The 24,853-nt window shown below is 71.4% G+C and carries 22 protein-coding genes and 1 tRNA gene; 16 read left to right on the top strand and 7 right to left on the bottom strand.

The window, feature by feature from the left end; all coding sequences use genetic code 11:
- Position 1 precedes the first annotated feature (1 nt).
- The 7 genes from AC6CQV_RS07400 to serA all read left to right on the top strand — a co-directional run bounded on the left by AC6CQV_RS07400 (position 2) and on the right by serA (position 6,849).
- Complete coding sequence (locus AC6CQV_RS07400) at positions 2-1,801, top strand: acetolactate synthase large subunit (protein WP_060958420.1); 1,800 nt, start codon at positions 2-4, stop codon at positions 1,799-1,801.
- A gap of 1 nt (position 1,802) precedes the next feature.
- Complete coding sequence (gene ilvN / locus AC6CQV_RS07395) at positions 1,803-2,312, top strand: acetolactate synthase small subunit (protein WP_036290481.1); 510 nt, start codon at positions 1,803-1,805, stop codon at positions 2,310-2,312.
- Positions 2,313-2,383: 71 nt separating this feature from the next.
- Positions 2,384-3,409, top strand: coding sequence for a ketol-acid reductoisomerase (gene ilvC, locus AC6CQV_RS07390; protein WP_060958421.1), 1,026 nt, complete (start codon positions 2,384-2,386; stop codon positions 3,407-3,409).
- Positions 3,410-3,515: 106 nt separating this feature from the next.
- The gene (locus tag AC6CQV_RS07385; protein ID WP_498260643.1) at positions 3,516-4,241 is read left to right on the top strand and encodes a copper homeostasis protein CutC; all 726 of its coding nucleotides are present in this window, start codon (positions 3,516-3,518) and stop codon (positions 4,239-4,241) included.
- Entirely contained in the window at positions 4,238-4,774 is a 537-nt protein-coding gene (locus AC6CQV_RS07380) for a DNA polymerase III subunit gamma/tau (RefSeq protein ID WP_498260642.1), read from the top strand. The genes AC6CQV_RS07385 and AC6CQV_RS07380 overlap by 4 nt, the downstream gene beginning before the upstream one ends.
- Entirely contained in the window at positions 4,771-5,142 is a 372-nt protein-coding gene (locus AC6CQV_RS07375; protein WP_205282820.1) for a bacitracin resistance protein, read from the top strand. Before AC6CQV_RS07380 ends, AC6CQV_RS07375 begins: the two co-directional genes overlap by 4 nt.
- Positions 5,143-5,244: 102 nt before the next feature.
- Positions 5,245-6,849, top strand: a complete 1,605-nt coding sequence (gene serA / locus AC6CQV_RS07370) for a phosphoglycerate dehydrogenase (protein WP_498260641.1) — start codon at positions 5,245-5,247, stop codon at positions 6,847-6,849.
- A gap of 111 nt (positions 6,850-6,960) precedes the next feature.
- On the opposite strand, the gene AC6CQV_RS07365 is transcribed toward serA, so the two are convergent.
- Positions 6,961-7,503, bottom strand: coding sequence for a TetR/AcrR family transcriptional regulator (locus AC6CQV_RS07365; protein ID WP_060958426.1), 543 nt, complete (start codon positions 7,501-7,503; stop codon positions 6,961-6,963).
- 67 nt (positions 7,504-7,570) lie between these two features.
- Here AC6CQV_RS07365 and AC6CQV_RS07360 point away from each other — a divergent pair, with 67 nt between their 5' ends.
- From AC6CQV_RS07360 to AC6CQV_RS07340, 5 genes are all read left to right on the top strand, one after another.
- The gene (locus tag AC6CQV_RS07360) at positions 7,571-9,118 is read left to right on the top strand and encodes an MFS transporter (protein ID WP_498260640.1); all 1,548 of its coding nucleotides are present in this window, start codon (positions 7,571-7,573) and stop codon (positions 9,116-9,118) included.
- A 78-nt stretch (positions 9,119-9,196) separates the two neighbouring features.
- Positions 9,197-10,249: a 3-isopropylmalate dehydrogenase gene (locus tag AC6CQV_RS07355; protein ID WP_060958428.1), complete on the top strand. Its 1,053-nt coding sequence runs from the start codon at positions 9,197-9,199 to the stop codon at positions 10,247-10,249.
- Positions 10,250-10,298: 49 nt separating this feature from the next.
- A complete protein-coding gene (locus AC6CQV_RS07350; protein WP_060958429.1) occupies positions 10,299-11,429 on the top strand; it encodes a branched-chain amino acid aminotransferase in 1,131 nt (376 codons plus the stop codon).
- Entirely contained in the window at positions 11,426-12,193 is a 768-nt protein-coding gene (locus AC6CQV_RS07345; RefSeq protein WP_060958430.1) for a fumarylacetoacetate hydrolase family protein, read from the top strand. Before AC6CQV_RS07350 ends, AC6CQV_RS07345 begins: the two co-directional genes overlap by 4 nt.
- A 14-nt stretch (positions 12,194-12,207) precedes the next feature.
- On the top strand, positions 12,208-13,422 hold the full coding sequence (locus AC6CQV_RS07340) for an MFS transporter (protein WP_101307220.1): 1,215 nt from the start codon (positions 12,208-12,210) through the stop codon (positions 13,420-13,422).
- Positions 13,423-13,765: 343 nt separating this feature from the next.
- On the opposite strand, the gene AC6CQV_RS07335 is transcribed toward AC6CQV_RS07340, so the two are convergent.
- The gene (locus tag AC6CQV_RS07335) at positions 13,766-14,818 is read right to left on the bottom strand and encodes an aminotransferase class V-fold PLP-dependent enzyme (RefSeq protein WP_498260639.1); all 1,053 of its coding nucleotides are present in this window, start codon (positions 14,816-14,818) and stop codon (positions 13,766-13,768) included.
- Positions 14,819-14,896: 78 nt separating this feature from the next.
- Here AC6CQV_RS07335 and AC6CQV_RS07330 point away from each other — a divergent pair, with 78 nt between their 5' ends.
- The gene (locus tag AC6CQV_RS07330) at positions 14,897-15,847 is read left to right on the top strand and encodes a LysR family transcriptional regulator (protein ID WP_191008477.1); all 951 of its coding nucleotides are present in this window, start codon (positions 14,897-14,899) and stop codon (positions 15,845-15,847) included.
- A gap of 73 nt (positions 15,848-15,920) precedes the next feature.
- Positions 15,921-17,435 (top strand): glutamate--tRNA ligase, encoded by a 1,515-nt coding sequence (gene gltX, locus AC6CQV_RS07325; RefSeq protein WP_498260638.1) that lies wholly within the window; start codon positions 15,921-15,923, stop codon positions 17,433-17,435.
- 12 nt (positions 17,436-17,447) lie between these two features.
- Here the strand turns inward: gltX and AC6CQV_RS07320 are convergent, their stop codons facing one another.
- Positions 17,448-19,481: an ArnT family glycosyltransferase gene (locus AC6CQV_RS07320; RefSeq protein WP_498260637.1), complete on the bottom strand. Its 2,034-nt coding sequence runs from the start codon at positions 19,479-19,481 to the stop codon at positions 17,448-17,450.
- A 72-nt stretch (positions 19,482-19,553) separates the two neighbouring features.
- The gene (locus AC6CQV_RS07315; RefSeq protein ID WP_498260636.1) at positions 19,554-19,892 is read right to left on the bottom strand and encodes a hypothetical protein; all 339 of its coding nucleotides are present in this window, start codon (positions 19,890-19,892) and stop codon (positions 19,554-19,556) included.
- Positions 19,893-20,193: 301 nt separating this feature from the next.
- Here AC6CQV_RS07315 and AC6CQV_RS07310 point away from each other — a divergent pair.
- Positions 20,194-20,265 (top strand) — tRNA-Gln (locus AC6CQV_RS07310).
- A gap of 213 nt (positions 20,266-20,478) precedes the next feature.
- Positions 20,479-20,706, top strand: coding sequence for a hypothetical protein (locus tag AC6CQV_RS07305; protein WP_060958434.1), 228 nt, complete (start codon positions 20,479-20,481; stop codon positions 20,704-20,706).
- A gap of 125 nt (positions 20,707-20,831) precedes the next feature.
- Here AC6CQV_RS07305 and AC6CQV_RS07300 read toward each other — a convergent pair whose 3' ends face one another.
- From AC6CQV_RS07300 to AC6CQV_RS07290, 3 genes are all read right to left on the bottom strand, one after another.
- Positions 20,832-21,557 (bottom strand): HEAT repeat domain-containing protein, encoded by a 726-nt coding sequence (locus AC6CQV_RS07300; RefSeq protein WP_498260635.1) that lies wholly within the window; start codon positions 21,555-21,557, stop codon positions 20,832-20,834.
- Between the two features lie 79 nt (positions 21,558-21,636).
- Positions 21,637-23,292 (bottom strand): serine hydrolase, encoded by a 1,656-nt coding sequence (locus AC6CQV_RS07295; RefSeq protein ID WP_498260634.1) that lies wholly within the window; start codon positions 23,290-23,292, stop codon positions 21,637-21,639.
- Between the two features lie 111 nt (positions 23,293-23,403).
- Positions 23,404-24,843: a bifunctional phosphatase PAP2/diacylglycerol kinase family protein gene (locus AC6CQV_RS07290; protein WP_498260633.1), complete on the bottom strand. Its 1,440-nt coding sequence runs from the start codon at positions 24,841-24,843 to the stop codon at positions 23,404-23,406.
- Positions 24,844-24,853 lie beyond the last annotated feature (10 nt).

The following is a 24,853-nucleotide window of genomic DNA, read 5'->3' as shown; positions in this document are numbered from 1 at the left end:
TATGTCTCTCGACACCGCGGCCGTGCCGCGACCACCCGCCCGAGGATCCTCCGCACCGGTGCTGACCGGCGCCCAGGCCGTCGTCCGCTCACTCGAGCTCCTCGGAGTGACCGACGTCTTCGGCCTGCCCGGCGGCGCGATCCTCCCCGTCTACGACCCCCTGATGGACTCGACGGCGCTGCGCCACATCCTCGTGCGCCACGAGCAGGGCGCCGGCCACGCCGCCGAGGGCTACGCCGCGGCATCCGGCAAGGTCGGCGTCGCCATCGCGACGAGCGGTCCGGGCGCCACCAACCTGGTGACCGCGATCGCCGACGCCTACATGGACTCGATGCCGATCGTCGCGATCACCGGCCAGGTGTTCTCGACCCTGATGGGCACCGACGCGTTCCAGGAGGCCGACATCGTCGGCATCACGATGCCGATCACGAAGCACTCCTTCCTCGTGAAGGAGGCGTCGGAGATCCCCGGCGCCATCGCGGCCGCCTTCGAGATCGCCTCGACGGGCCGTCCGGGCCCCGTGCTGGTGGACATCACCAAGGACGCGCAGCAGGCCGAGGCGCCGTTCGTGTGGCCGCCGAAGATCGAGCTGCCCGGATACCGCCCCGTCACGAAGGCCCACGGCAAGCAGATCCAGGCCGCGGCCCAGCTCCTCGTCACCGCGCGCAAGCCGGTGCTGTACGTCGGCGGCGGCGTGGTCCGCGCCGGGGCGGCCGCCGAGCTGCGCACCCTCGCCGAGACGACCGGCGCCCCGGTCGTGACGACGCTCATGGCGCGCGGCGCGTTCCCCGACTCGCACCCGCAGCACCTGGGGATGCCGGGCATGCACGGCACGGTGCCGGCGGTGCTGGCCCTGCAGGAGTCCGACCTCATCGTGGCGCTCGGCGCCCGCTTCGACGACCGCGTCACCGGCAAGGCGGCGCTGTTCGCCCCGAACGCGCAGGTCGTGCACGTCGACATCGATCCCGCCGAGATCTCGAAGATCCGCACGGCCGACGTGCCGATCGTCGGCGACGTGCGCGACGTGCTCGTCGACCTCGACGCGGCGTTCCGCGGGGCGGCGGAGGGGCAGAAGCCCGACATCGCCGAGTGGTGGTCGTACCTCGACGGCCTGCGTGACGAGTTCCCCCTCGGCTACACGCAGCCGAGCGACGGACTGATGTCGCCGCAGTACGTGATCTCCCGCATCGGCGCGCTCACCGGCCCCGAGGGCGTCTACGCGGCGGGCGTGGGCCAGCACCAGATGTGGGCCGCGCAGTTCATCACGTACGAGCGCCCCAACGCGTGGCTGAACTCCGGTGGCGCCGGCACGATGGGGTACTCCGTCCCCGCCGCCATGGGGGCCAAGGTCGCCGAACCCGACCGCGTCGTGTGGGCGATCGACGGCGACGGCTGCTTCCAGATGACCAATCAGGAGCTCGCCACCTGCGCGATCAACAACATCCCGATCAAGGTCGCGATCATCAACAACTCGAGCCTCGGCATGGTGCGCCAGTGGCAGACGCTGTTCTACGACGGCCGCTACTCCAACACCAACCTCAACACGGGCCACGGCAGCATCCGCATCCCCGACTTCGTGAAGCTCGCGGAGGCCTACGGGTGCCTCGCGATCCGCGTGGAGAAGGAGGAAGACGTGGATGCCGCCATCCAGACGGCGCTGGAGACCAACGACCGCCCGGTCGTGATCGACTTCGTCGTCTCCGCCGACGCGATGGTGTGGCCGATGGTGCCGCAGGGCGTCAGCAACAGCTACATCCAGTACGCGCGCGACCACGCCCCGAGCTTCGATCAGGAGGACTGAGATGAGCCGTCATGTCCTGAGCCTCCTGGTGGAGAACAAGCCGGGCCTGCTGACCCGCGTCGCGGGGCTGTTCGCCCGTCGCGGGTTCAACATCGAGTCCCTCGCGGTGGGCGTCACCGAGGTGCCGGGCCTGTCCCGCATCACGGTCGTCGTCGACGTCGAGGAGCTGCCGCTGGAGCAGGTGACCAAGCAGCTCAACAAGCTGATCAACGTCATCAAGATCGTCGAGCTGGAGCCCGCGGCATCCGTGCAGCGCGAGCACATGCTCATCAAGGTGCGCGCCGACAACCAGACGCGCTCCAACGTGATCGAGGTCGTGAACCTCTTCCGCGCCTCGGTCGTCGACTACGCGACCGATGCGCTGGTCGTCGAGGTGACCGGCGATCGCGGCAAGATCGACGCGATCCTGCGCGCGCTCGAGCCGTTCGGCATCAAGGAGCTCGCCCAGTCGGGTCTGCTCGCGATCGGCCGCGGCGGCAAGTCCATCACCGAACGCGTCCTGCGCGGCTGAACCTCTCGCGGGCGCCTCGACGCGCTGCGCCCGCTCAACGACCGGAAAGAAACCAAGGAGAAACACACACCATGGCTGAGATCTTCTACGACTCCGACGCCGACCTGTCCATCATCCAGAGCAAGAAGGTCGCGATCGTCGGCTACGGCTCGCAGGGGCACGCGCACGCGCAGAACCTCCGCGACTCGGGCGTCGAGGTCGTCATCGCGCTCAAGGACGGCTCGAAGTCCATCGCGAAGGCGCAGGAGGACGGCTTCGAGGTCAAGAGCGTCGCCGACGCGGCGGCCTGGGCCGACCTGATCATGATCCTCGCGCCCGACCAGCACCAGCGCGGCATCTACCGCGACAGCATCCAGCCGAACCTCGCGGCCGGCAAGACGCTCGCCTTCGCCCACGGCTTCAACATCCGCTTCGGCTACATCGACGCGCCCGAGGGCGTCGACGTCATCCTCGTCGCCCCGAAGGCGCCGGGACACACGGTGCGTCGCGAGTTCGTCGCCGGTCGCGGCATCCCCGACATCATCGCCGTCGAGCGCGACGCGTCGGGTCACGCCTGGGAGACCGCGCTCTCGTACGCGAAGGCCATCGGCGGCACCCGTGCCGGCGTCATCAAGACGACCTTCACCGAGGAGACGGAGACGGACCTCTTCGGCGAGCAGGCGGTGCTGTGCGGCGGTGTCTCGCAGCTCGTCCAGTACGGCTTCGAGACGCTGACCGAGGCCGGCTACCAGCCGCAGATCGCCTACTTCGAGGTGCTGCACGAGCTGAAGCTCATCGTCGACCTCATGTGGGAGGGCGGCATCGCCAAGCAGCGCTGGTCGGTCTCCGACACGGCCGAGTACGGCGACTACGTCTCCGGCCCGCGCGTCATCGACCCGCGCGTCAAGGAGAACATGCAGGGCGTGCTCGCCGACATCCAGTCCGGGGCGTTCGCGGAGCGCTTCATCGGCGACCAGGACGCCGGTGCGCCCGAGTTCCAGGAGCTGCGCGCGAAGGCCGCCGCCCACCCGATCGAGGCCGTCGGCAAGGACCTGCGTGCCCTGTTCGCGTGGAAGCAGCAGGACGCCGACTACACCGAGGGATCCGCCGCGCGCTGATCCCGTCCAGACCCTCGGCACACCCGCCGAGCAGGCTTGCGAAAGCCACACGGGCCCGGCCCCCTCACAAGGGGGTCGGGCCTTCGCCTTTGCTAGCGTGGCGGTCATGACCGTCGCCGTCGAGATCGCCGTGCAGGATGCCGCGGGCTCCCGCGCCGCGATGGATGCCGGAGCCTCCCGTCTCGAACTGTGCCAGGCGCTGGGCGTCGGCGGCCTGACACCCTCGATCGGACTCGTCGAGGCCGCGGTGGCCGGCGTCGGGGGAGAGCCGGTCAATGTGCTGGTGCGCCCTCGGGGCGGTGGGTTCGTCTACGACGCCGACGAGGTCGCCCTGGTCGCCGCCGACATCGCCGCGGTCGCGCGTGCCGGCGCCGGGGGCGTCGTCGTCGGTGCGCTGACGGCCGCCGGCGCGGTCGACGCGGAGGCGCTGCGCCGCTGGCGTGAGGCCGCCGGCGACCTCACGCTCGTCTTCCACCGGGCGATCGACGCGTCCGCGGATCCGCTCGCGGTGCTCGAGCGCCTCGCCGAGCTGGGCGTCGACCGGGTTCTCACCTCGGGCGGGGCCGACCGCTCGATCGACGGGGTCGGCGCGCTGCGCCGCTTCGTCGCACTCGGGGCGGGCGTGGAGATCATGGCCGGCGGCGGCATCCGCGTGCCCGACATCCCGGCCATCGTGGCGACCGGCGTCGACGCCGTGCATCTGTCGGCGCGAGCCGTCGCCGGCCGCGACACGCCGGCCGGGCCCGGCGGCGGCGCGAGCGGCCACGACGTCACCGACGCGGCGGTCGTGGCGGCGGCGGTGGCCGCGGTCGGCGCTACGCTCGAAGCGTGAGCACACCACGCGACGACGACGCCCTCAGCTGGGACGGCGACGACGACCCCACGCTCGATGTCGGCCACCGGCCCGGCGCCGACACGGCGGTCGCGGACGGCGAGCCGATCGAGGACGATGAGCCCGCGGCGGAGCCCCTCGCCCTCCCCGACGGCTACACGGCGGTGGGGAAGGGGAGCGCGGAGGTCGGCCGCATCGAGGCCGACGGCACGGTCACCATGCCGGACGAGCCCGCACAGCTGTCGAACGCGATGCTGGTGACGGTCGGCATCCTCGCCGGCGCCTACCTCCTCTTCACGATCGGCTGGATCATCGGCGGACTGCGGCTGCAGGGCACCGCCCAGTTCCTGGTCAGCCCCGTCGGATACACGGTCGCGTTCTGGCTCGCCGTCGCGGCGCCGGCGCTGTGGTTCCTGACGGTGTTCGTGCTCACCCGGCTCGCCAAGGCCTGGGTCCGCGTGCTGCTCCTGCTCGGCGGACTCGCGCTCCTCGTGCCGTGGCCCTTCATCCTGGTCGGGGCGGTGGGACGATGACCCCGGACACGTCCTCCGCGACGACCCCCGTGGCCGCAGGGAAGCGGCGCGCGCTGCCGACCTGGCTGATCGTGACGATCTCGGTGTTCTTCGGGCTCTTCTACGCGTACTTCGTCTGGAACGCCGTGGACTTCCTCGTCCAGGCGGCATCCGGCGCACAGCCCCTCAACGGCTACGGCTGGTTCGTCCTGCTGCTGTCGGTGGTCTTCCCGCTCGTCGCGTTCGGCGTCGCCTTCGCCGTGGGCTGGCGGCGTTCGTGGTGGCAGTTCTCGCTCGTGCTCGTCACCGGGCTGTGCGTCGTCGCGGTGTTCTGGTTGAACATCCTGACCTACAGCGTCGGGCCCTCCGGCACGTCGATGATCGGCTGAGAGCCGGGTTTTCCCGGCCGTCACACGGTCGGGGGCAGGGCGGCACGACCGGTAGGCTGGCATCCTTCCACCGATCCCATCCTTCGCAAAGGTCCTGCCGCTGTGTCCAAGCCCGTCGTCCTCATCGCCGAAGAACTCTCACCCGCCACGATCGACGCCCTCGGGCCGGACTTCGACGTCCGTCAGGTCGACGGCACCGACCGCCCGGCGCTGCTGTCGGCGATCGCCGAGGCGCACGCGATCCTGATCCGCTCGGCGACGAAGGTGGATGCCGAGGCCATCGCCGCAGCCCCCGTGCTCAAGGTCGTGGCGCGTGCGGGCGTGGGCCTCGACAACGTCGACATCAAGGCGGCGACGGCCGCCGGCGTCATGGTCGTCAACGCGCCGACCTCGAACATCATCTCCGCGGCGGAGCTGACCGTCGGGCACATCCTGAGTCTGGCGCGCCACATCCCGGCCGCGCACGCGTCGCTCGCGGCGGGCGCATGGAAGCGCAGCTCGTTCACCGGCACCGAGCTGTTCGAGAAGACGGTGGGCATCATCGGCCTCGGCCGCATCGGGGCGCTCATCGCGGCCCGGCTGCAGGCGTTCGGTGTGACGGTCGTCGCGTACGACCCGTATGTCACCCCCACGCGCGCCCAGCAGCTCGGAGTGAGCCTGCTGAGCCTCGACGACCTGCTCGAGCAGAGCGACTTCATCACGATCCACATGCCCAAGACGCCGGAGACGACCGGCATGATCGGTGCCGAGCAGTTCGCGCGGATGAAGCCGACCGCCTACGTGGTCAACGTCGCCCGCGGCGGACTGATCGACGAGGAGGCGCTGTACACGGCCCTCACCACCGGTGAGATCGCCGGGGCCGGTCTCGACGTCTTCACGAGCGAGCCCCCCACGCCCGAGGGCACCGCGTTCCCGCTGCTGTCGCTGCCGAACGTGGTCGTCACCCCGCACCTGGGGGCCTCGACGGACGAGGCGCAGGAGAAGGCCGGCATCTCGGTCGCCCGCTCCGTCAAGCTCGCCCTCGAGGGCGACCTCGTGCCCGACGCCGTCAACGTCGCCGGTGGCGTGATCGACCCGTTCGTGCGCCCCGGCATCGCGCTCGTCGAGCAGCTCGGGCAGGTCCTCTCGGGCCTCGCGACGAGCGCGCTCACGAGCCTCGACATCGAGGTGCGCGGTGAGCTCGCCGCCTACGACGTGAGCGTCTACCGCCTCGCGGCGCTCAAGGGCATCTTCACCAAGATCGTCAGCGAGAACGTGTCGTACGTCAACGCGCCGCTGTTCGCCGAGCAGCGCGGCATCGAGACCCGCCTGATCGTCGAGGCCGACAGCCCCCTGTACCGCAACATCACGATCCTGCGCGGCACGCTGTCCGACGGATCCGTGCTGACGGTCGCCGGCACCCTGGCCGGCACGCGCATGGTGCCGAAGATCGTCGGCATCAACGGCTACGAGATCGAGGTGCCGATCGAGAAGCACCACCTCGTGATGCGCTACGCCGACCGTCCCGGCATCGTCGCGATCTACGGACAGAAGCTCGGGGAGGCCGGCATCAACATCGCGGGCCTGTTCGTCGCGCAGCCGGATGCCTCGGGTCGCGCCCTCTCGGTGCTGACCGTCGACCAGCCCGTGCCCGACGCGATCCTGGACGACACGCGTGCGGCGATCGGCGCCGACCTGTTCCGCCAGCTGGAGATCAGCGAGGCCTGAGGTCCGCAGGGCGTTTCGACTCGCTGCGCTCGCTCGACGACCGGGGGAACCGCCTCTTCCCGGTCGTCGCGCGCGGAGCGCAGCGACGAGTCGAGACGCGGTGCCCCAGGGTCAGCGGACCGCGCGCTCGACCAGGGCGACCAGCGCGTCGAGCGCGTCGCCGCGGGGGACCGGCCCGGGGATCGAGCCGCCCGACAGGGCGTTGTTGAAGTACAGGCCGTCGCCGACGAGCATGACCAGATCCAGCGCGGCGCCGTCGGGGGCGTACGGGCGCAGGGCGTCCGCCCACTTCTCCCGCACCTCGCGCAGCGCTTCCGCGGCCTGCGTGTTCCCGCCCTGCGCCAGGCGCGAGGCGGCGAGGATGGCGCGGTCGATCGGGTCGTTGGACATCACCGACGACCGCAGGTAGTGGGCGATGGGGCCGCCCGGGTAGCTCGACATCGCCGCCACGTCGTCCTCCACGAGCGCGCGGAGGCGTTCGATCAGGCCGGCCTCGAGCAGTTCCTTCGAGGCGAAGTGGTAGAGCAGGCCGCCCTTCGAGACGCCCGCTGAGCGGGCCGTGGCATCCATCGTCGCCGCGCGTTCACCGTCGTCCACGAGGATCGCCTCGAAGGCGTCCAGCACCTTCTCGCGGGCCAGGGGAGGGCGACTCATGGTCTCGATGCTATCCAGCGCGTGATCTCCATCTCTGTTACTATACCGGCTGGACGGTAAAGAAATCATGACTTTGACAGAAGAGATCACCCTGGCCGAGGCGAACGGCAAGCGCGTCGGATGGCGCGGCTGGCTCGCGCTCGTCGTGCTGATGCTGCCCGTGCTGCTCGTGTCCGTGGACAACACGGTGCTGAGCTTCGCGCTGCCCGACATCGCCCTGAGCCTCAACCCCTCCAGTGCGCAGCAGCTCTGGATCATCGACGCCTACCCCCTCGTGCTCGCGGGCCTGCTCGTGACGATGGGAACCCTCGGCGACAGGTTCGGCCGACGGCGGATGCTGCTCATCGGCGCGACCGGATTCGCGGCCGTCTCGGTGCTCGCCGCGTTCGCCCCCAGCGCCGCCTGGCTCATCGCCGCACGCGCGGGCATGGGTGTCTTCGGCGCGATGCTGATGCCGTCGACCCTGTCGCTGCTGCGCAGCATCTTCACCGACCGCGACCAGCGCCGCATGGCCATCGCGGTGTGGGCGTCGATGTTCTCCGCCGGCGCGGCGCTCGGTCCGATCGTCGGCGGCATCCTGCTGGAGCACTTCGCGTGGGGCTCGGTCTTCCTCATGTCGGTGCCGGTGCTCGTGCCGCTGCTGGTGTTCGCACCGCTGCTGGTGCCCGAGAGCCGCGACCCGCACCCGGGACGCATCGACCCCGTGAGCATCGCCCTGTCGATGCTGACGATGGTGCCGATCGTCTACGCCATCAAGGAGGTCGCCGTCCACGGGTTCGGCGTGCTGCCGGTGGTGCTGACCGTCGCCGGCGTGGCGTTCGGCGTGCTGTTCGTGCGTCGCCAGCTCGGCTCGACGCAGCCCATGCTCGACATGCGCCTGTTCTCGCGCGGCACGTTCAGCGGTGCGCTGCTGGTCAACCTCCTGAGCGTGGTGTCGCTGGTGGGCTTCCTGTACTTCGTCGCACAGCACCTGCAGCTGATCGTCGGGCTGTCGCCGATGGAGGCCGGCTTCGCGCTCGTCCCCGGAATGGCGGCCATGATCGTCGCCGGGCTCCTGGTCGTCCCGATCGCGCGTCGCGTCTCGGCGCGCGTGGTCGTGCCGATCGCGCTGACGTTCTCGGTGGTGGCGTACCTGCTCGTCCCGGGCGCCGTGGGCGACGGCGCGCTGCCGCTGCTCGTGGCCGCGTTCGTGCTGCTCGGCATCGGCATCGGAGCGGCCGAGACGGTCTCCAACGAGCTGATCCTCGCGAGCGCGCCCCCGGCGAAGGCGGGTGCCGCCAGCGCCGTCTCCGAGACGGCCTACGAGCTGGGCGCCGTGCTCGGCACGGCCGTGCTCGGCGGCATCCTGACCGCGGCCTACCGCAGCGGGATCGTCCTGCCCGCGGGAGTCGAGGGGGCGGCCGCGGATGCCGCGCGAGAGACGCTCGCCGGCGCGATGACGGTCGCGGGCACGCTCGACGCCCCGACCGCCGAGGCCCTGCGCAGCGCCGCGGCGCACGCCTTCGATGCCGGCGTCGGCATCACCGCCGTCATCGGCGCGGTGCTCGTCGCCATCGCGGCGGTCATCGCGGCCACTACGCTGAAGGGGTCCCGCAGCGCGCACGTCGAGCACTGAGCCGTCCTCCCGGACGACGACGCCGACAGTGCCGCGCGTCGACGGTTCGGGCAGTTTCGAGCAGTTTCGAGGAGTTCCATGTCGCGTGTCATCAAGCTCGCCGTCATCCCGGGTGACGGCATCGGTCCCGAGGTCGTCGGCGAGGCGGAGAAGGTGCTGGATGCCGTGACCGCGGCATCCGACGTGACCTTCGACAAGACACGGTTCTCGCTCGGCGCGGCGCGTTACCTCGAGACCGGCGACACGCTCACCGACGACGACCTGGCCGCGATCGCCGCGCACGACGCCATCCTGCTGGGTGCCGTCGGCGGCGTGCCGGGAGACCCGCGGCTGAAAGACGCGAACATCGAGCGCGGGCTGCTGCTGAAGCTGCGCTTCTCGCTCGATCACTACGTGAACCTCCGCCCCTCGAAGCTCTACCCGGGAGCGCCCGGCCCGCTGGCCGACCCCGGCGCGATCGACTTCGTGGTCGTCCGCGAAGGCACCGAGGGGCCCTATGTCGGCAACGGCGGGTCGATCCGCACGGGCACCCCGCACGAAGTCGCCAACGAGACGTCGGTCAACACGGCCTTCGGCATCGAGCGCGTCGTGCGCTATGCGTTCGCGCAGGCCGAGCGTCGCCGCAAGAAGGTGACGCTCGTGCACAAGACCAACGTCCTGGTGCACGCGGGCGGGATGTGGAAGCGGATCGTGGATGCCGTGGCATCCGAGCACCCCGACGTGACCGTAGACTATGTGCACATCGACGCGGCCACCATCTATCTGGTCACGAACCCGGGCCGCTTCGACGTGATCGTCACCGACAACCTCTTCGGCGACATCCTCACCGACTTGGCCGGCGCCGTCACCGGAGGCATCGGCCTCGCCGCTTCGGGGAACATCAACCCCGACGGCGCGTTCCCCTCGATGTTCGAGCCCGTGCACGGCTCGGCGCCGGACATCGCGGGACAGCAGAAGGCCGACCCCACGGCCGCGATCCTCTCCGTCGCTCTCATGCTCGATCACCTCGGGCTGGCCGACGAAGCCGCGCGCGTCACCCGCGCCGTCGAAGCGGACATCGCCGCCCGGGGATCGCAGCCCCGCACCACCGCCCAGGTCGGCGACGCCATCGCCGCCGCTGTCCAGGCGTAGCCTGGAACCGCCGCACGTACGCCGACCGCTCACACCCTCAGGACTAGACATGAGCCTCACCTACGAACCCGACGCCGGACTCGCCCCCCTGGAGTTCGCGGTCACCCGCAACCTGGCGGCGAAATCCGCCGCCGAGCGCGAGCAGCTGCTCGCCGACCCGGCCTTCGGCACCACCTTCACCGACCACATGGTCGACATCTGCTGGTCGGTGCGCGGCGGCTGGCACCGCCCCCGCGTGCAGCCCTACGGGCCGCTGTCGCTCGACCCCGCCGCCGCCGTGCTGCACTACGGCCAGGAGATCTTCGAGGGCATCAAGGCCTACCGCCACGCCGACGGTTCGGTGTGGACCTTCCGCCCCGACCAGAACGGTCGTCGTCTGCAGCGCAGCGCCCGCCGCCTCGCGCTGCCCGAGCTGCCGGTCGAGTACTTCGTCGAGTCGCTGAAGGCGCTCATCGCGGTCGACGGCGCCTGGGTGCCCTCAGGCGCGGACCAGAGCCTGTACCTGCGCCCGTTCATGTTCGCGAAGGAGGCGTTCCTGGGCGTGCGCCCGGCCAACAAGGTCGGCTACTACGTGATCGCCTCCCCGGTGGGCGCCTACTTCAAGGGTGGCGCGAAGCCGGTGTCGATCTGGCTCAGCGAGGACTACGCCCGCGCCGGCAAGGGCGGCACCGGCGCCGCCAAGACCGGCGGCAACTACGCCGCGAGCCTGCTCCCGCAGGCCGAGGCGTACGAGCAGGGCTGCGACCAGGTCGTCTTCCTCGACCAGGATCGCAACGTCGAGGAGCTCGGCGGCATGAACGTCGTGTTCGTCTACAAGGACGGCACGATCGTCACTCCCCAGTCCGACTCGATCCTCGAGGGGATCACGCGCGACTCGATCCTCCAGCTCGCGGCCGACCGCGGCCACAAGATCGAGGGACGCGCCGTGTCGATCGAGGAGTGGCGCTCCGGTGTGGCTTCGGGCGACATCGTCGAGGTGTTCGCGTGCGGAACCGCCGCGGTCGTCGCGCCGATCGGCGTGCTGAAGGGACGCGACTTCGTCGACGAGCAGCCCCTCGGACCGCTCGCGCTGTCGCTTCGCGAGGAACTCACCGACATCCAGTACGGGCGGCGCGAAGACACCCACGGCTGGCTGCTCCGGCTGGACGAGCCCACGACCGCTGCGGAGCCGGCGGAGTGAGGATCGTCCGCTTCAGCCATCACGACGCCATCCGTTTCGGCATCGTCGACGGCGCCGAGCTCGTCGTCCTCGCGGGCGATCCGCTGTTCGCCGGCTTCGACACCACCGGTGAGCGTGTGCCGCTCGGCGAGGCGGCGCTGCTCGCGCCGGTGATCCCGCGGTCGAAGATCGTGTGCGTGGGCAAGAACTATCGCGACCACGCCGCGGAGATGGGTGGCGAGGCCCCCGAGGCGCCGCTGCTGTTCCTCAAGCCCAACACGGCGGTCATCGGTCCCGGAGATGCCATCGTGCGCCCGCCGCAGTCGCAGCGCACCGACTTCGAGGGCGAGCTGGCCGTCGTGATCGGCCGGGTGGCGAAGAACGTCCCGGCATCCGCTGCGCTCGACTACGTGTTCGGCTACACGATCGGCAACGATGTCACGGCCCGTGACCTGCAGAAGTCCGACGGCCAGTGGGCGCGCGCCAAGGGCTTCGACACGTTCTGCCCGCTGGGGCCCGCGATCGAGACCGAGTTCGACCTGGACGGCGGTGCCCGCATCGTCACCCGGGTCGACGGAGAGGTCCGCCAGGACGGTCCGATCTCCGACATGGTGCATTCCGTGCCGGACATCATCGCCTACGCGTCGGCGGCGTTCACGCTCCTTCCCGGCGACGTGATCCTCACGGGCACGCCCGCGGGCATCGGGCCGTTCGAGGCCGGTCAGAGCGTCGAGGTCGAGATCACCGGACTGGGGACACTCCGCAACACCGCGCGAAACGCGTGACCGTCGAGCCGGAGCTGGATGCCGCGACCGTCGGCCGTGTGCAGCGGCGAACGGTCGGCGTGCTCGCGGCGGGCCAGGTGCTGGGCGGCATCGCCTTCGGTGCCACGGTGTCGCTCGGCGCCTTGCTGGCGGCGGATCTGTCCGGGCAGGAGGCGCTGTCGGGGCTCGCCACGGCATCCGTCACGCTCGGTGCCTCCTTCTGCGCCATCCCGCTCGCGCGTCTCGCCGCGCGACGCGGGCGCCGGGTCGCCCTCACCCTCGGCAACCTCTTCGCGCTGGTCGGCATCGCGGTGGTCATCACGGCCGCCGCGGTGCGGAGCTTCCCGCTGCTGATCGTGGGCGTCATCCTGATCGGCGCCGGCAACGCGGGCAACCTGCAGTCGCGATTCGCCGCGACCGACCTCGCGCCCGCCGAACGACGCGGACGGGACCTGGGCACGGTCGTGTGGGCCACCACGGTGGGAGGGGTGCTCGGGCCGCTGCTGCTGACGCCCGGGGAGGCGGTGGGCTCCGCGCTCGGGATGCCGCCGCTGACCGGTTCGTATGCGTTCTCGATCGTCGCTCAGCTCGCCGCGTTCGTGCTGTACGTCGTGGCCCTGCGGCCCGATCCGCTCGTGCTCGCGCAACGTCTGGCCCGCAGCGGCGAGGCCCGCCGGGAGCGCATCGTCGAGGTCGATCGCCCGGTCGCGGCGCGTTACGCCGTCTTCGCCGTCGCCGGCTCGCACGTCGTGATGGCATCCGTCATGGCGATGACGCCGATCCACCTCGCTCACCTCGCGCCGGATCACGTCACCGTCGTCGTGGGCACCACCATCGCGCTGCACGTGTTCGGGATGTACGGACTGTCGCCACTGTTCGGCGTGCTCGCCGACCGGTGGGGCCGCATCGCGACGATCCTCCTCGGACAGGCGCTGCTCGCCGCCGCCCTCGTGCTCGCCGCCGTGGCCCCCGACTCGCAGTGGGCCGTGCTGGTCGCGCTGTTCCTGCTCGGCGCCGGGTGGAGCGCGGCGACCGTGTCGGGGGCGGCGCTGCTGACCGAGAGCTCGCTGACGGCTCTCCGGCCGCGACGGCAGGGGCTCAGCGACACGATCATGACCTTCAGTGCTGCCGTGGGTGCGGTTCTCGCGGGTGTGGTGCTGAGCCAGGTCGGCTACGGCGGTCTCGCGCTGGTCGCCCTCGTCGTCGTCGCCGCCGTCACGGTGCTCTCGCCCTACGCGAGGCGCGCCTGACCCGCCGGGGTGCCGGGGTGCCGGGGTGCACGGGACGGCTGCCGAGGAGATGGCGGATACCGAGGACGATCTGACACGGATCGGTCCTCTGATCCCGACATCTCCGCGGAATCGGCGTCGTGCGCACACCCAGCGCAGCGCGCTCGACGCGCACCGGTCCGCCGACGCCGACGCCGACTGCCGTAACAGGTCGTCCAGCCTGCGTGCCGTATTCAGTCTCGCCGGCGCCGCGGAGCCCCGGCGCCCGCGTGATTCCGCGGGTGCAGGGGTTCGGTCCGGGCGCGCAGACTGAGTACGGCACGCCCACGGCGCCCGCCGGGGCGAGAACGCACCCGCGCGAGGGTCAGCGGCCGAGGGCGGCGACGGCGCGCTCGACGTCGTCGGCGTCGTTGAAGACGTGGAACGCGACGCGCGCGCGACCGTTGCGGCCGGATGCCGTGATGCCGGCGGACTGGAGGCGCGCCAGGTCCGCGCCGTCGGGATCGAGCCAGGTGACGATCGCCGTCGCGGTCTCGGGCTCCTCGATTCCCACCGCGGCGCGGAAACGGGCGGCCAGGCCCGTTGTATGGGCATGCACCGCCTGCATGTCCGCCGCGGCGAAGGCGCGCAGCGCGGGTTCGGCTCCGACGAAGGCCTGCCACGCGGGCGACACATCGAAGCGTCGCGCGCAGGCGGCGAGGTCGGCGCCGCCGCCGTAGCAGGATGCCCACGGGTCGTCTCCCGCATACCAGCCCGCCTGGACGGGCGTCAGCGTACGCGCGTAATCCTCGCTCAGCACCAGGAAGGCGACGCCCCGTGGGCAGCAGAGCCACTTGTACGCGTGGCAGAGCAGGGCGTCGACGCGCCCGGCATCCACCGGCATCCAGCCGACGGCCTGCGTCGCGTCGCACACCGTCCTCGCACCGACCGCGGCGGCCGCGTCGCAGATCGCGTCGAGGTCGGCGACGTGCCCGCACGCGGACTGCACGAGCGAGAAGGCGACGAGGTCGGTGTCGGCGGTGATCGCGTCAGCGAGTCGCGACAGCGGCGCGGTGCGCACGCGGATGCCGCGGCCCGCGTGCACGAAGGGGAGCACGAGAGACGAGAACTCGTCCTCGGGGACGAGCACGTCCGCGCCGTCGGGAAGTGCGGCGGCGAGGAGCGCGACCTGGACCGAGGTCTGCGAACCGATCGCGACGCGGTCGCCGGTGACGCCCACCAGGCCGGCCAGATGCGCTCGAGAGGCCTCGACGGCACGGCTGTAGGTGGCGATGTCGGGCGTGCCGCAGAGGTCGGCGGTGACCGCGCGACGGGTGGCGTTCATGGGCAGCCCGACCGTGCACGCGGCGAGGTAGCCGGCGGCCGAGGGGAACTGTGCGCGCAGGTCCGCGAGAGACTCGAGGTCGACGATGCTCATGGTTCCAGCGTGACGCCGCACCACGCATGCGTCTACGGCAAGTGATGCATGAAAAGCATGCCGTGACATTATGTGTGCATGACGCCAGACGCGCCCGACCTCGACGTCCAGGTGCTCCGCACCGTGCGGGCGATCGCCGACACCGGTTCGATCACCGCCGCGGCCGCCGCCCTCGGGTACAGCCAGCCGGCGATCAGCCAGCAGCTGCGCCGGCTCGAGGCGCGCCTGGGCGTCGCGGTCGTGGAACGGGTCGGGCGGGGCGTGCGGCTGACGGAGGCGGGCCGGGTGCTCGCCCGCCATGCCCCCGCCGTCACGCATGCGTTCGATGCCGCGGCGGAAGAGCTCGCCCAACTGCGGGGCCTGCGCACCGGCGTCGTCCGGCTGGTCGCCTTCCCGTCGGCGTCGCCGGTGCTCGTGCCGCGCCTGATCGCGGCACTCGCGGTCGCGCATCCGGGCCTGTCACTGACGTATGTCGAGGCGGAGCCGCCCGAAGCGGTCGAGGCGATCCGCGAGGACCGCGCCGACATCGCACTGACCTTCAGCTATCCCGGCGACCGCGACGATCCGCACGGGACGAGCGCCCGCGGCCTCTCGGTGCGCAGCGCGGGACGCGACGAGCTGCTGCTGGTGCTGCCGGAGGGACACGGCGCCGTGTCCGACCTGGCCGACCTCGCCGCGGCGACGTGGATCGCCGGATGCCCGCGATGCCGCGGTCACCTGCTGGAGCTCTGCGGACGCGCGGGATTCGAGCCGCGCATCGGCTTCGAGACCGACAACGCCGTGGCGGTGGAGGGACTGGTCGCCCAGGGGATCGGGGTCGCGACCCTTCCGCGGATGGCCGTCGCGTCGTTCCCGGTACTGCCCGGCGTCGTCACCGCGCCCCTGCCGGCATCCGAGGCACGGGGCCTGCACGTCGTGACCGCACGCGATGCCGAGCGCGTGCCCTCGGTGCGGGCCGTGCTCGATGTCTTGATGGAGCAGGTGAGCGCGCTGCATCGCCGGGTCTCCGACGGCGCCGAGAGCGCATGACCGACCCGGCGTCCGGCCGATCGCCGAGCCGCGAGCCGCAGGACGGGGGAGGGCGGCAACTAGACTGAGACGGATGTCTGCCGCGATCCATCCCCGTACCACCACCGCCTCCGGAACCGACGTCCGCGTGCGGTTCTGCCCCTCGCCGACGGGTCTTCCGCACGTCGGCATGGTCCGCACCGCGCTCTACAACTGGGCGTACGCGCGCCACACCGGCGGCAAGCTGATCTTCCGCGTCGAAGACACCGATGCCGCGCGCGACAGCGAGGAGAGCTACCGTCAGCTCGTCGACGCGCTCACCTGGCTCAAGATCGACTGGGACGAGGGCGTGGAGAAGGGCGGCCCGCACGAGCCGTACCGCCAGTCTCAGCGGCGCGACATCTACGGGGGCGTGCTGCAGACGCTCATCGCGTCCGGTGCGGTGTACGAGTCCTACTCCACGGCAGAGGAGATCGACGCCCGCAACGAGGCCGCGGGTCGCGCGAAGCAGCTCGGGTACGACAACGTCGACCGTGACCTCACCGACGAGCAGAAGGCCGCGTTCCGCGCGGAGGGGCGCGAGCCCGCGTGGCGTCTGCGCGTGCCGGACGAGGACCTCACCTATGTCGATCTGATCCGCGGCGAGGTCACCTTCCCCGCCGGATCGTTCCCCGACTTCGTCGTCGTGCGCGCGGGCGGTCAGGCCCTGTACACGTTCACCAACCCGGTGGACGATGCGCTGATGGGCATCACGCACGTCATCCGCGGTGAGGACCTCATGCCCTCGACCGCCCGCCAGCTCGCGCTCTACGGCGCTCTCATCGAGGCCGGCGTCACCGATTTCATGCCGCGATTCGGTCACATGCCGCTGGTCCTCGGCGAGACCGGCAACAAGAAGCTCTCCAAGCGCGACCCGCAGGCCGACCTGTTCCTGCACCGCGAGCGCGGCTTCATCCATGAGGGACTGCTGAACTACCTCGCTCTTCTCGGCTGGTCGATCGCCGCCGACCGTGACGTGTTCTCCCTCGAGGAGTTCGTGGCCGCCTTCGACATCGTCGACGTCAACCCCAACCCGGCACGCTTCGACCAGAAGAAGGCCGAGTCGATCAACGGCGACCACATCCGCATGCTGGATGCCGAGGACTTCGCAGGCCGCCTGGTGCCCTATCTGCACGCCGCGGGTCTGGTCGAGGCCCCGCCGACGCCGGCGCAGCAGGCGACGCTGGATGCCGCGGCCCCGCTCGTGCAGGAGCGGATGCAGCTGCTTGGTGAAGCGCCGGGCCTGCTGGGATTCCTGTTCCGCGACGAGGTGGATTATGACGACGACGCGCTGAAGGGCCTTCCCGCCAATGCGGGGGAGGTGCTCGTGGCATCCGTCGGCGCGCTCGAGCTGGTGCCGGAGCACGGGTTCACGGCCGCGGCGGTGCAGGACGCGCTGTCGCAGGCGCTGATCGAGGGTCTGGGACTCAAGCCGCGCGTCGCGTACGGTCCGCTGCGCGTCGCCGTGAGCGGCAGGCGCGTGTCGCCGCCCCTGTTCGAGTCGCTGGAACTGCTCGGCAAGGCCGAGTCGATCCGCCGCCTCGACGCGCTCGTCCAGCGGGTCGGCTGATCGCCGACGCGCTCACGCGCCGCACGAGTACAGCCCGGAGACCGGCGCGTCGGTGACCTCGGTGCAGTTGTCGAGCACCCAGGTGCGGATCTGCCCGGCGGCGGTGGACGCGGCATCCGTGCCGCCGAATCCCGCACCGCCGAAGCCGCCGCTCGATCCTGCGATCACGTAGCGCAGCTCACCGTCGGCCACGAGGCGCTGGAACGTGGCGAGGGTCGGGGCAGGATCGCGCTCGTTGAAGCCGCCGATCGGAAGGAACGATCCGCCGTCTGACGCGAGGATGAAGCCGGCGGCGCTCTGGGCGCCGAACGCGGCCGCGAGGTAGGCGGTGCCCTGCTGATGCTCGGTGAGCCAGGCCACCGTCGCCGCGGTGGCCTGGCTCGTCCCCCCGCCGCCCGTCGTCCCCCCGCCGCCGGCGACACCGCTGCCCGCGCCGCGGCGGACCGGGGATCCGCCCGCGTCGGTGCGCGTCGACCCGTCGCTGCGAGACGTTCCGGACCGGGCAGAGCCGAAGGGCCCGGAGCCGGATGCGCCCGCCGCCTGTCCGGGCGCCCCCATCCCACCGCGCGCGAAGCCGCCCATGCCGCCGATCCCGGACGTCGCGGCGACGCCGGCTGCCGTGGGGTTGGTCGAGTTGGGCGACCACATGGTCACGACGGACCAGGCCGCCGGTGTCAGCAGCATCGCGACGACGGCGACCGCGGCCGTCAGAGGCAGGGGCCGAGCCCGCCGGTGCTCGATCATGAGGAGCACGACGGCGAGTCCCAGCACGACCACCTGCACGACCGCGACCGGCAGCGAGAACGCGGCGCCGCGATCGGCCGCGACGGCCACGCCGATCAGCACCGCGGTGACGGCCGCGACGGCGGGCAGAGCGATCTGCGCCCACAGCGCACGGCGTCGACGCGCCCAGGCGAAGCCCGCACCGATGAGCAGAGCCATCGGGATGGCCAGCGACGCCGTGTAGAACTGGTGCATCCCCGCCACCACGGAGAACATCACGGCGAAAGTGCCGAACCAGACCGCCCCGAAGACGAGCAGCGGCGTGCGGAAGCGCAGCACGGCGAGCACCACGACGGCGAGGATCGCGGTCGGGATCATCCACCCGATCTGGTCGGCGAGCGCCCCGTTGAGCAGCCGCACGACCGACGGCTCGCCGGAGAACGGGGGAGTGAACGAGCGGTACGCCTCCGTGTCGGCCGTGCTCGCGCCGAACCGGCCCAGGCCGTTGTATCCGAACACCATCTCCCACGGGTTGTTCGACAGGGTGCTGCCGATGTAGGGGCGGTCGGATGCCGGGACCAGCGCGACCGCCACGATCCAGACGAGGGAGGCTGCCAGGCTGACCACGCCGGCGACGGCGACGTGCCAGACCCGGCGCCACCACGGCTGGCGGGTGCAGAGGTAGGCCGCCGCAAGTCCGGGCCACACCGCCCAGGCCTCGAGCATGTAGGTCTGGAAGGCGGCAGCGATGAACAGGCCGGAGAGCAGGAGCCAGCCGAGGTGGGCTCGTCGGAGGGCGTGGGTCGCGGCCCACGCGGTCAGCGCCAACGCCAGGACGAAGAAGGTCTCGGGCTGGTTCGAGCGAGCGACGGCGACGAGGATGGGAGTCGTCGCGACGACGGCGCCTGCGATGACGCCCGCGGTCCGTCCCGCCCACCGCCGCGCCGTGATCGCCGTGATGACCGCCGCCGCGGCGGCCGCCAGCGCATTGGGCAGAATCACGGCGGCGGGGGAGAACCCGAACACGCGCACGACGAGGGCCGGGATCCAGAACGAGCCCGGGATCTTGTCGAGGGTGACCGTGCCGGCGGGATCGAACGACCCGAAGAAGAAGTCGGGCCAGCTTCGGCTCATCGACAGCGCAATGGAGGCGTAGTAGTCCGACATCGACCCGCCGACACCCCACGCGGTGAGTACCAGCGCGACCAGGCCGATGCCGAGCAGAGACCAGTGCCAGGGCGTCCCGAGCCGCCGGCGCACGCCGGTTCGGGCGCGCGTGGAGGAGAACGGCGTCGACGACGCCGACGCAGAGAGAACGGTCACGACGGTCACGCTAGGACCGCTGCGCCCGATGTCTCGCAAGCGCGAGCTATGAATACGCCGCGACGCGCGGAATCAGTCCGACGCCCAGGTGGCCCAGATCACGTCCTGCCCGTCGATCTGCTGCGGGCCCGCGCCCACCGCGTATCGGGCGGAGCTCGGGTCTTCGCCGTCCAGCCACCAGATGTAGGCCCCGTAGCCGGAGTTCTGCTGGTAGCCCGCGGCCGAGAGCGTCGATCCGATGGCGGCGATCGCGGCATCCGTGTCGCCGACGAAGATCGCGCCCTTGCTCGCGGTCCCTCCGAAGTCGTCCACCACGTAGCAGGCCGGAACCGCCGGGGGAGCAGCCGACTCGGGGAAGGTGAAACCGGCCGGATCGGCCGGGGTGGGATCGGCGTAGCCGTTGGCATCCATGAACGCGATCATCGCGTCGGTGCACCCGAAGGCGTCGCCCCCCCGCCGCCGCGGCGGGGGCATCGTGCGCGGGAGACGCGCTCACGTCGCCCGTCGACGAGTACGGCGACCCGGATGCCGCGCACCCGGTCAGCAGGAGCAGGAAGGCGGTGGCGCCCACGACGGTGGCGGAGCGAACGGTTGTCATGCGCTCAGTGTCGCCGGGGCGTCGCCCGGCGGGCAATGCGGGATCCGGCTGGTTTGGACACCGCCTGTGTGTGGGCTAAGCTTGACCCTCGGTACGACTTCGGTCGTCACCCTCTGGGGTATGGTGTAATTGGCAACACGGCTGATTCTGGTTCAGTTGTTCTTGGTTCGAGTCCAGGTACCCCAGCAAATTCATCGCTCTCGAATGAGCAAGCTCTCTGCATGTCCGAACCCCTCCTTCGACGCTCATGTCGAGGGAGGCTCCTTGTTTCTGAGGCGTGTGCCTGTTGCCGTGTCCGGCAGGCATCCGCACTGAGCTGATCGGCCCACCACGGCATGCGAGGCGCCGCGGCAGCCGCACACCCTCGCCAACGGCGATCGCCGAGCCTATGCTGACCGCATGACCGAACCCACGCAGGAGCAGCTCGAGTCGTCGGACAAGGTGGTCAAGCGCACGGTCGGCGGTGAGATCCGCTACTACCTCAAGGACATCAAGGCGCACTGGCCGGCCGTCGTCGAGCAGCATCCGGATGCCGCGGGTCACGAGGCGTGGTGGACGGCCGATGGTCGGTTCCATGCGACGCACGCGCAGCTGCGTCGCGACGCCATGATCGGCGGGATCGTCTAGCGCGATCCGCGACTTCTTCTCTGGCGCGTTCTCGGGTCTCCGGCCCGCGGGGTGCGCTCCATCGTGGAGTCGGTACTCCGCGCCGAGCATTGGTGGCGCCATCCGGACGTTCCCGAGCGATCGTGTCAGCCCGCGCCGTCGGTCGCCGTCCGCGCCGCCGGGGCAGACAGGAGCGTCGCGAGACGCTTCTTCTTGCGGTTCTCGCGGATGATCCACGCGACATCGGGATCGCTCTCGTCGAGGGCTGCGAAGACGGGGAGCCCTCCGACGGGGTCGGCGGCGATGGCGACGCTCCAGCAGTAGCCGAGCGCCTGCCGCAGGGTGCGCGCCCCGTCCTGCCTGCGGTGGGAGGTGTCCGCCGCGGCGAGGTGGGCGGTCGCACGCGCGCACGCCGCCAACCCGGCGCGGGCGGCGTCCGGTGTCCGCAGCAGTCGCGGCTCGCAGATCGCGGCGACGGCGGCGCGCTGCACGAGCGGGTCGGGGTCGTCGACCCAGTCCGCGACCAGCGCCCTGAGGATCGCGGGGGAGTCGTCGCCGAGCAGCTGCAGTCCGATCGCCACGCCCTCGCGTACACGCCACCGGTCGTCGGCCGCGAGAGCCCGCGCATGGCGGGCGTCACGCGGTTCGCCCGCCCGTCGGCCGAGCGCTGCGGCGGCGCACATGACGGGGTATTCGCGTCCATCTCGAAGGAGCGCGTCGATGACGGCTGCGTCGGCGGTGCGCGCCGCCGCGTCGACGAGTGCGAGATCCGCGCGCGGACCGGGCAACCCGGAATGGGCATCGAGGAACGCGGCCCAGCTGAGCGGGTCCATTCCTGACAGCTGGGCGATCCACGCCGGCACGCTCGTCATGCGTGCGACGCTATCGCGCCGGGCACTGCCGTCGCCGCGTCGCGTGCCGGGTCAATTCCACTCGCGCCGATGTCCGATCTCAGCCCGACCTCGTGAAGACCCCCAACCCCGACGGCGTCGCGATCTGCGCATAGCGGTTGAGGAAGGTGAGGGTCACGGAGGTCACCCGTCCGTCCGCGCGGGTGAAGACGACCGACGAGAGGGAGCCCGGCAACGCGTTCTCGCCCGTGGGGACGTACGCCATCGTGTCGCCGTCCCACGGCGTGATGTCGAACGCGGTCTCGCCCTTCGGTCCGAGCGAGCCGCGGAGGCCGGTGCCCGCCGAGGTCACCGTCAGGGTGCCGAAATACGGACTGACGTACGTTCCGGTGTAGTCGGCGACGGGCCCGGATGCCGCGGCATCCGCCGGTGCCTGCATGCCGGCCAGGTCGCCGGACGGCGCGTTGTAGGACGCGAAGAAGCCGTGCATCGTGTCCACCCAGTCGCGGGTGGAATGCCCGTACATGACCTCGTCGAGGAACGTCTGCACGACCGCTTCGGGAAGGCCGACGGGGGCGCCGTTGGTGAGGACGACGATGCCGAGGTCGAGATCGGGGACGAGGGTCGCGGCGGTCGCGGCGCCGAGGCCGAAGGCCCCCGAGTGGCTGAGCGTGACGCGGCCGCCGGCGCCGGAACCCACGTTGATGCCGAAGCCGTAGTGACCGGGCCGTTGATCCAGATCGCCCGGGTGGGAGCTGACGATCTGCGCCGACAGCGCCTCGTTCAGCGGCCCCGTGGCGATGAAGGCGGAACCGCCTCGCTGCCCGTCGGACAGCAGCAGCTGCATCCACGTCGCCAGGTCGCCGACGGTCGAGGATGCGCCGCCCGCGGGCGCCTCGGCATCCGCGTCGCGGTCGAACAGCGGCTGGAAATCGTCGTCGCCGATCCGTGCGTGCAGCACGGCGCGGTCGTCGGCAGCGAGGTAGTCGGCGTGGCTCATACTCGTCGACGTCATACCCAAGGGCGTGAACAGCAGCTCCTGCGCCGTCTGTTCCCACGTCTGACCGCGGGAGGCGGCGACGGCCTGCGCGCCGGCCGTCAGACCGAAGTTCGAGTACTGATAGGTCGAACGGAACGGCTGCAGGGGGATCTCACGGAGGTCGTCGAGGATGTAGTCGCGGTCGAATCCGAGGTCTTCGAGGTCGTCTCCACCGCCGGTGGGGATGCCGGTGCGGTGGGCGAAGAAGTCGCCGATCGTGGCGTTCTGGGTGACGTACGGGTCATCGAGCGCGAAGTCGGGCATGAAGGTGCGCACCGGCGTGGACCACGAGAGCTCGGGGTTCTCGGTCATGGCCTTGGCGACGATCGTGGCCGACAGCGGCTTCGACAGCGATGCCAGCTCGAACACGGTGTCGGTGTCGACCTTGACGCCGGTGGACACGTCGCGCACGCCGAACCCGCCCTCGTACAGCACGGCATCGTGCGAGACGACCGCGACGGCGAGCCCCGGAACCTTCGATCGACGCAGTGCGTCGTCGATCTGGCCGGGCAGAGCCGTGAGGGCGGCGGCGACGGCGCTCTCACGATCGGTGTACAGCGCGACGACGTCCTGATTCGGGAAGGTCCCCGTGGTCACGGCGACCGTGGGCGCCGGCTCGGGCGGGGAGCTCCACGCGCAGCCGGAGAGGGCCAGCCCCACGGCCGTCGCCGTCACCGTCGTCGTCAGCAGTCTCGGTCGGCGCCGCGCATCAGCCATGGTCGAAGCCATCCTCGTGCCCCCTCATGCGGCACGCCGACGTCCCGCTCGTGTCGAGGATAGGGCGACCGCGACCGTGCGGTCCAGCGTCGGCCGGCGCCGCTGCGCCGATCAGCGCGACGCCGAGGCGGGCGCGATCACGGTGAGGGCGCGCGGGAGGACGCGCGCGGAGAGGTGATCGACCTCTTCGCCGAGCTCCCCGTCGCGGGCGATCCGGTAGGGCCCGTCGAGCAGTTCGAGATCGAACTCGGCATCCGAGAACTCCTGGTAGCGGCGGTTGCGCGAGATCCGCCCCGTGAACAGGTCGAGGACCACGCGCGCGCGGGCGCCGCGACGCGACACGCCGAGCACGCGCAGATCCAGCCGCGCGTCGTCGAGCGTCGCGCGGTGAACGGGGGCGAACCCGCGCGGCTCGTACCGGCCGTTGCCGAGGAAGAGCAGGCTGAACCGCGCGTCGACGGCGCGACCGTCGAGGTCGCGGACGCGCACGCGCACGGCGCGGGCCCGTCCCAGCGTCCGCACCGCCGCGACGAGGGCGGCGAGAGGCTTGCCGATGCGGTGCTCGTACCGCTCGCGGATCGCGACGAAATCGGTGTACGCGCCGACGCTGGCGGTATTGACGAAGATCCTGCCGTTCACCTCGCCGAGATCGACCTTCGCGACGGTGCCGGCCCGGACGGCGTCGATGGCAGCCGACAGCGGGTACATCCCGAGGTCCTTCGCGAAGTGGTTGAAGGTGCCCGCCGGCAGAACCGCCAGCGGGATGCCGTTCTCGTGGGCGGCGGCCGCGGCCTGCTGCACCGTGCCGTCGCCGCCGGCGACCGCGAGGACCTCGCACTCCTGCGCGGTGCGGCGGATCACCTCGGCGTAGTCGTCGTCCGCACCCAGCTCGACGATCCGCAGCGCCGGCAGCGTGCGGCGCACCACCGGGAGGATCCGCGCCGCGCGCCCCGAGCCCGATCGAGGGTTGATGACGAGCGCGATGCCCGCGCCGTCCGGCCGCGGCGTGCCCGCGTGCACCGCGAGCGCGTCCTGCAGCGGGTCCACGCGCTCCACCGGCACGATCCGCGTCGTCAGCCAGGCGACCGCCTCGCCGAGCGCGAAACCCGCCGCGACGTCCGACGGGTAGTGCGCTCCGGTGGCGACCCGCGAGAAGCCGACGAGGCCCGCCAGCATGCGCAGCGGCACGGTCAGGATCGGGGACTCGGCGGATGCTGCCGCGGCGAACGCCATCGCGCTGGCCGAGTGGCCGCTCGGAAACGACGTCGAGGCGGGGATGCGGTGGGCCAGCCGCTGCACCGGCACCTGGGTGATGGCCGGCCGCGGGCGGCGGTGCAGACGCTTGGACACCTGGTTGGCGAGGAGGCTGGTGAGCCCGATCGCGGCGAGGCCGCGCACCGCGGCCCGGCGCGCCCGGGGCCGACCGGTGGCCGCGAGGAGCGCCGCCACCCCCATCCAGAGCACGGAGCGGTCGGCGGACCGCGTGAGCGGCGGCATCGCCCCGTCGAGGATCGGGCTGCGCGTGCCGGCGATCGCGGTGAAGGTGGCCACGTCGAGCGCG

Source organism: Microbacterium sp. EG9 (assembly GCF_059759475.1).
Note: the sequence above shows the minus strand (reverse complement) of the source record. Positions and strands in the feature narration are given on the sequence as shown.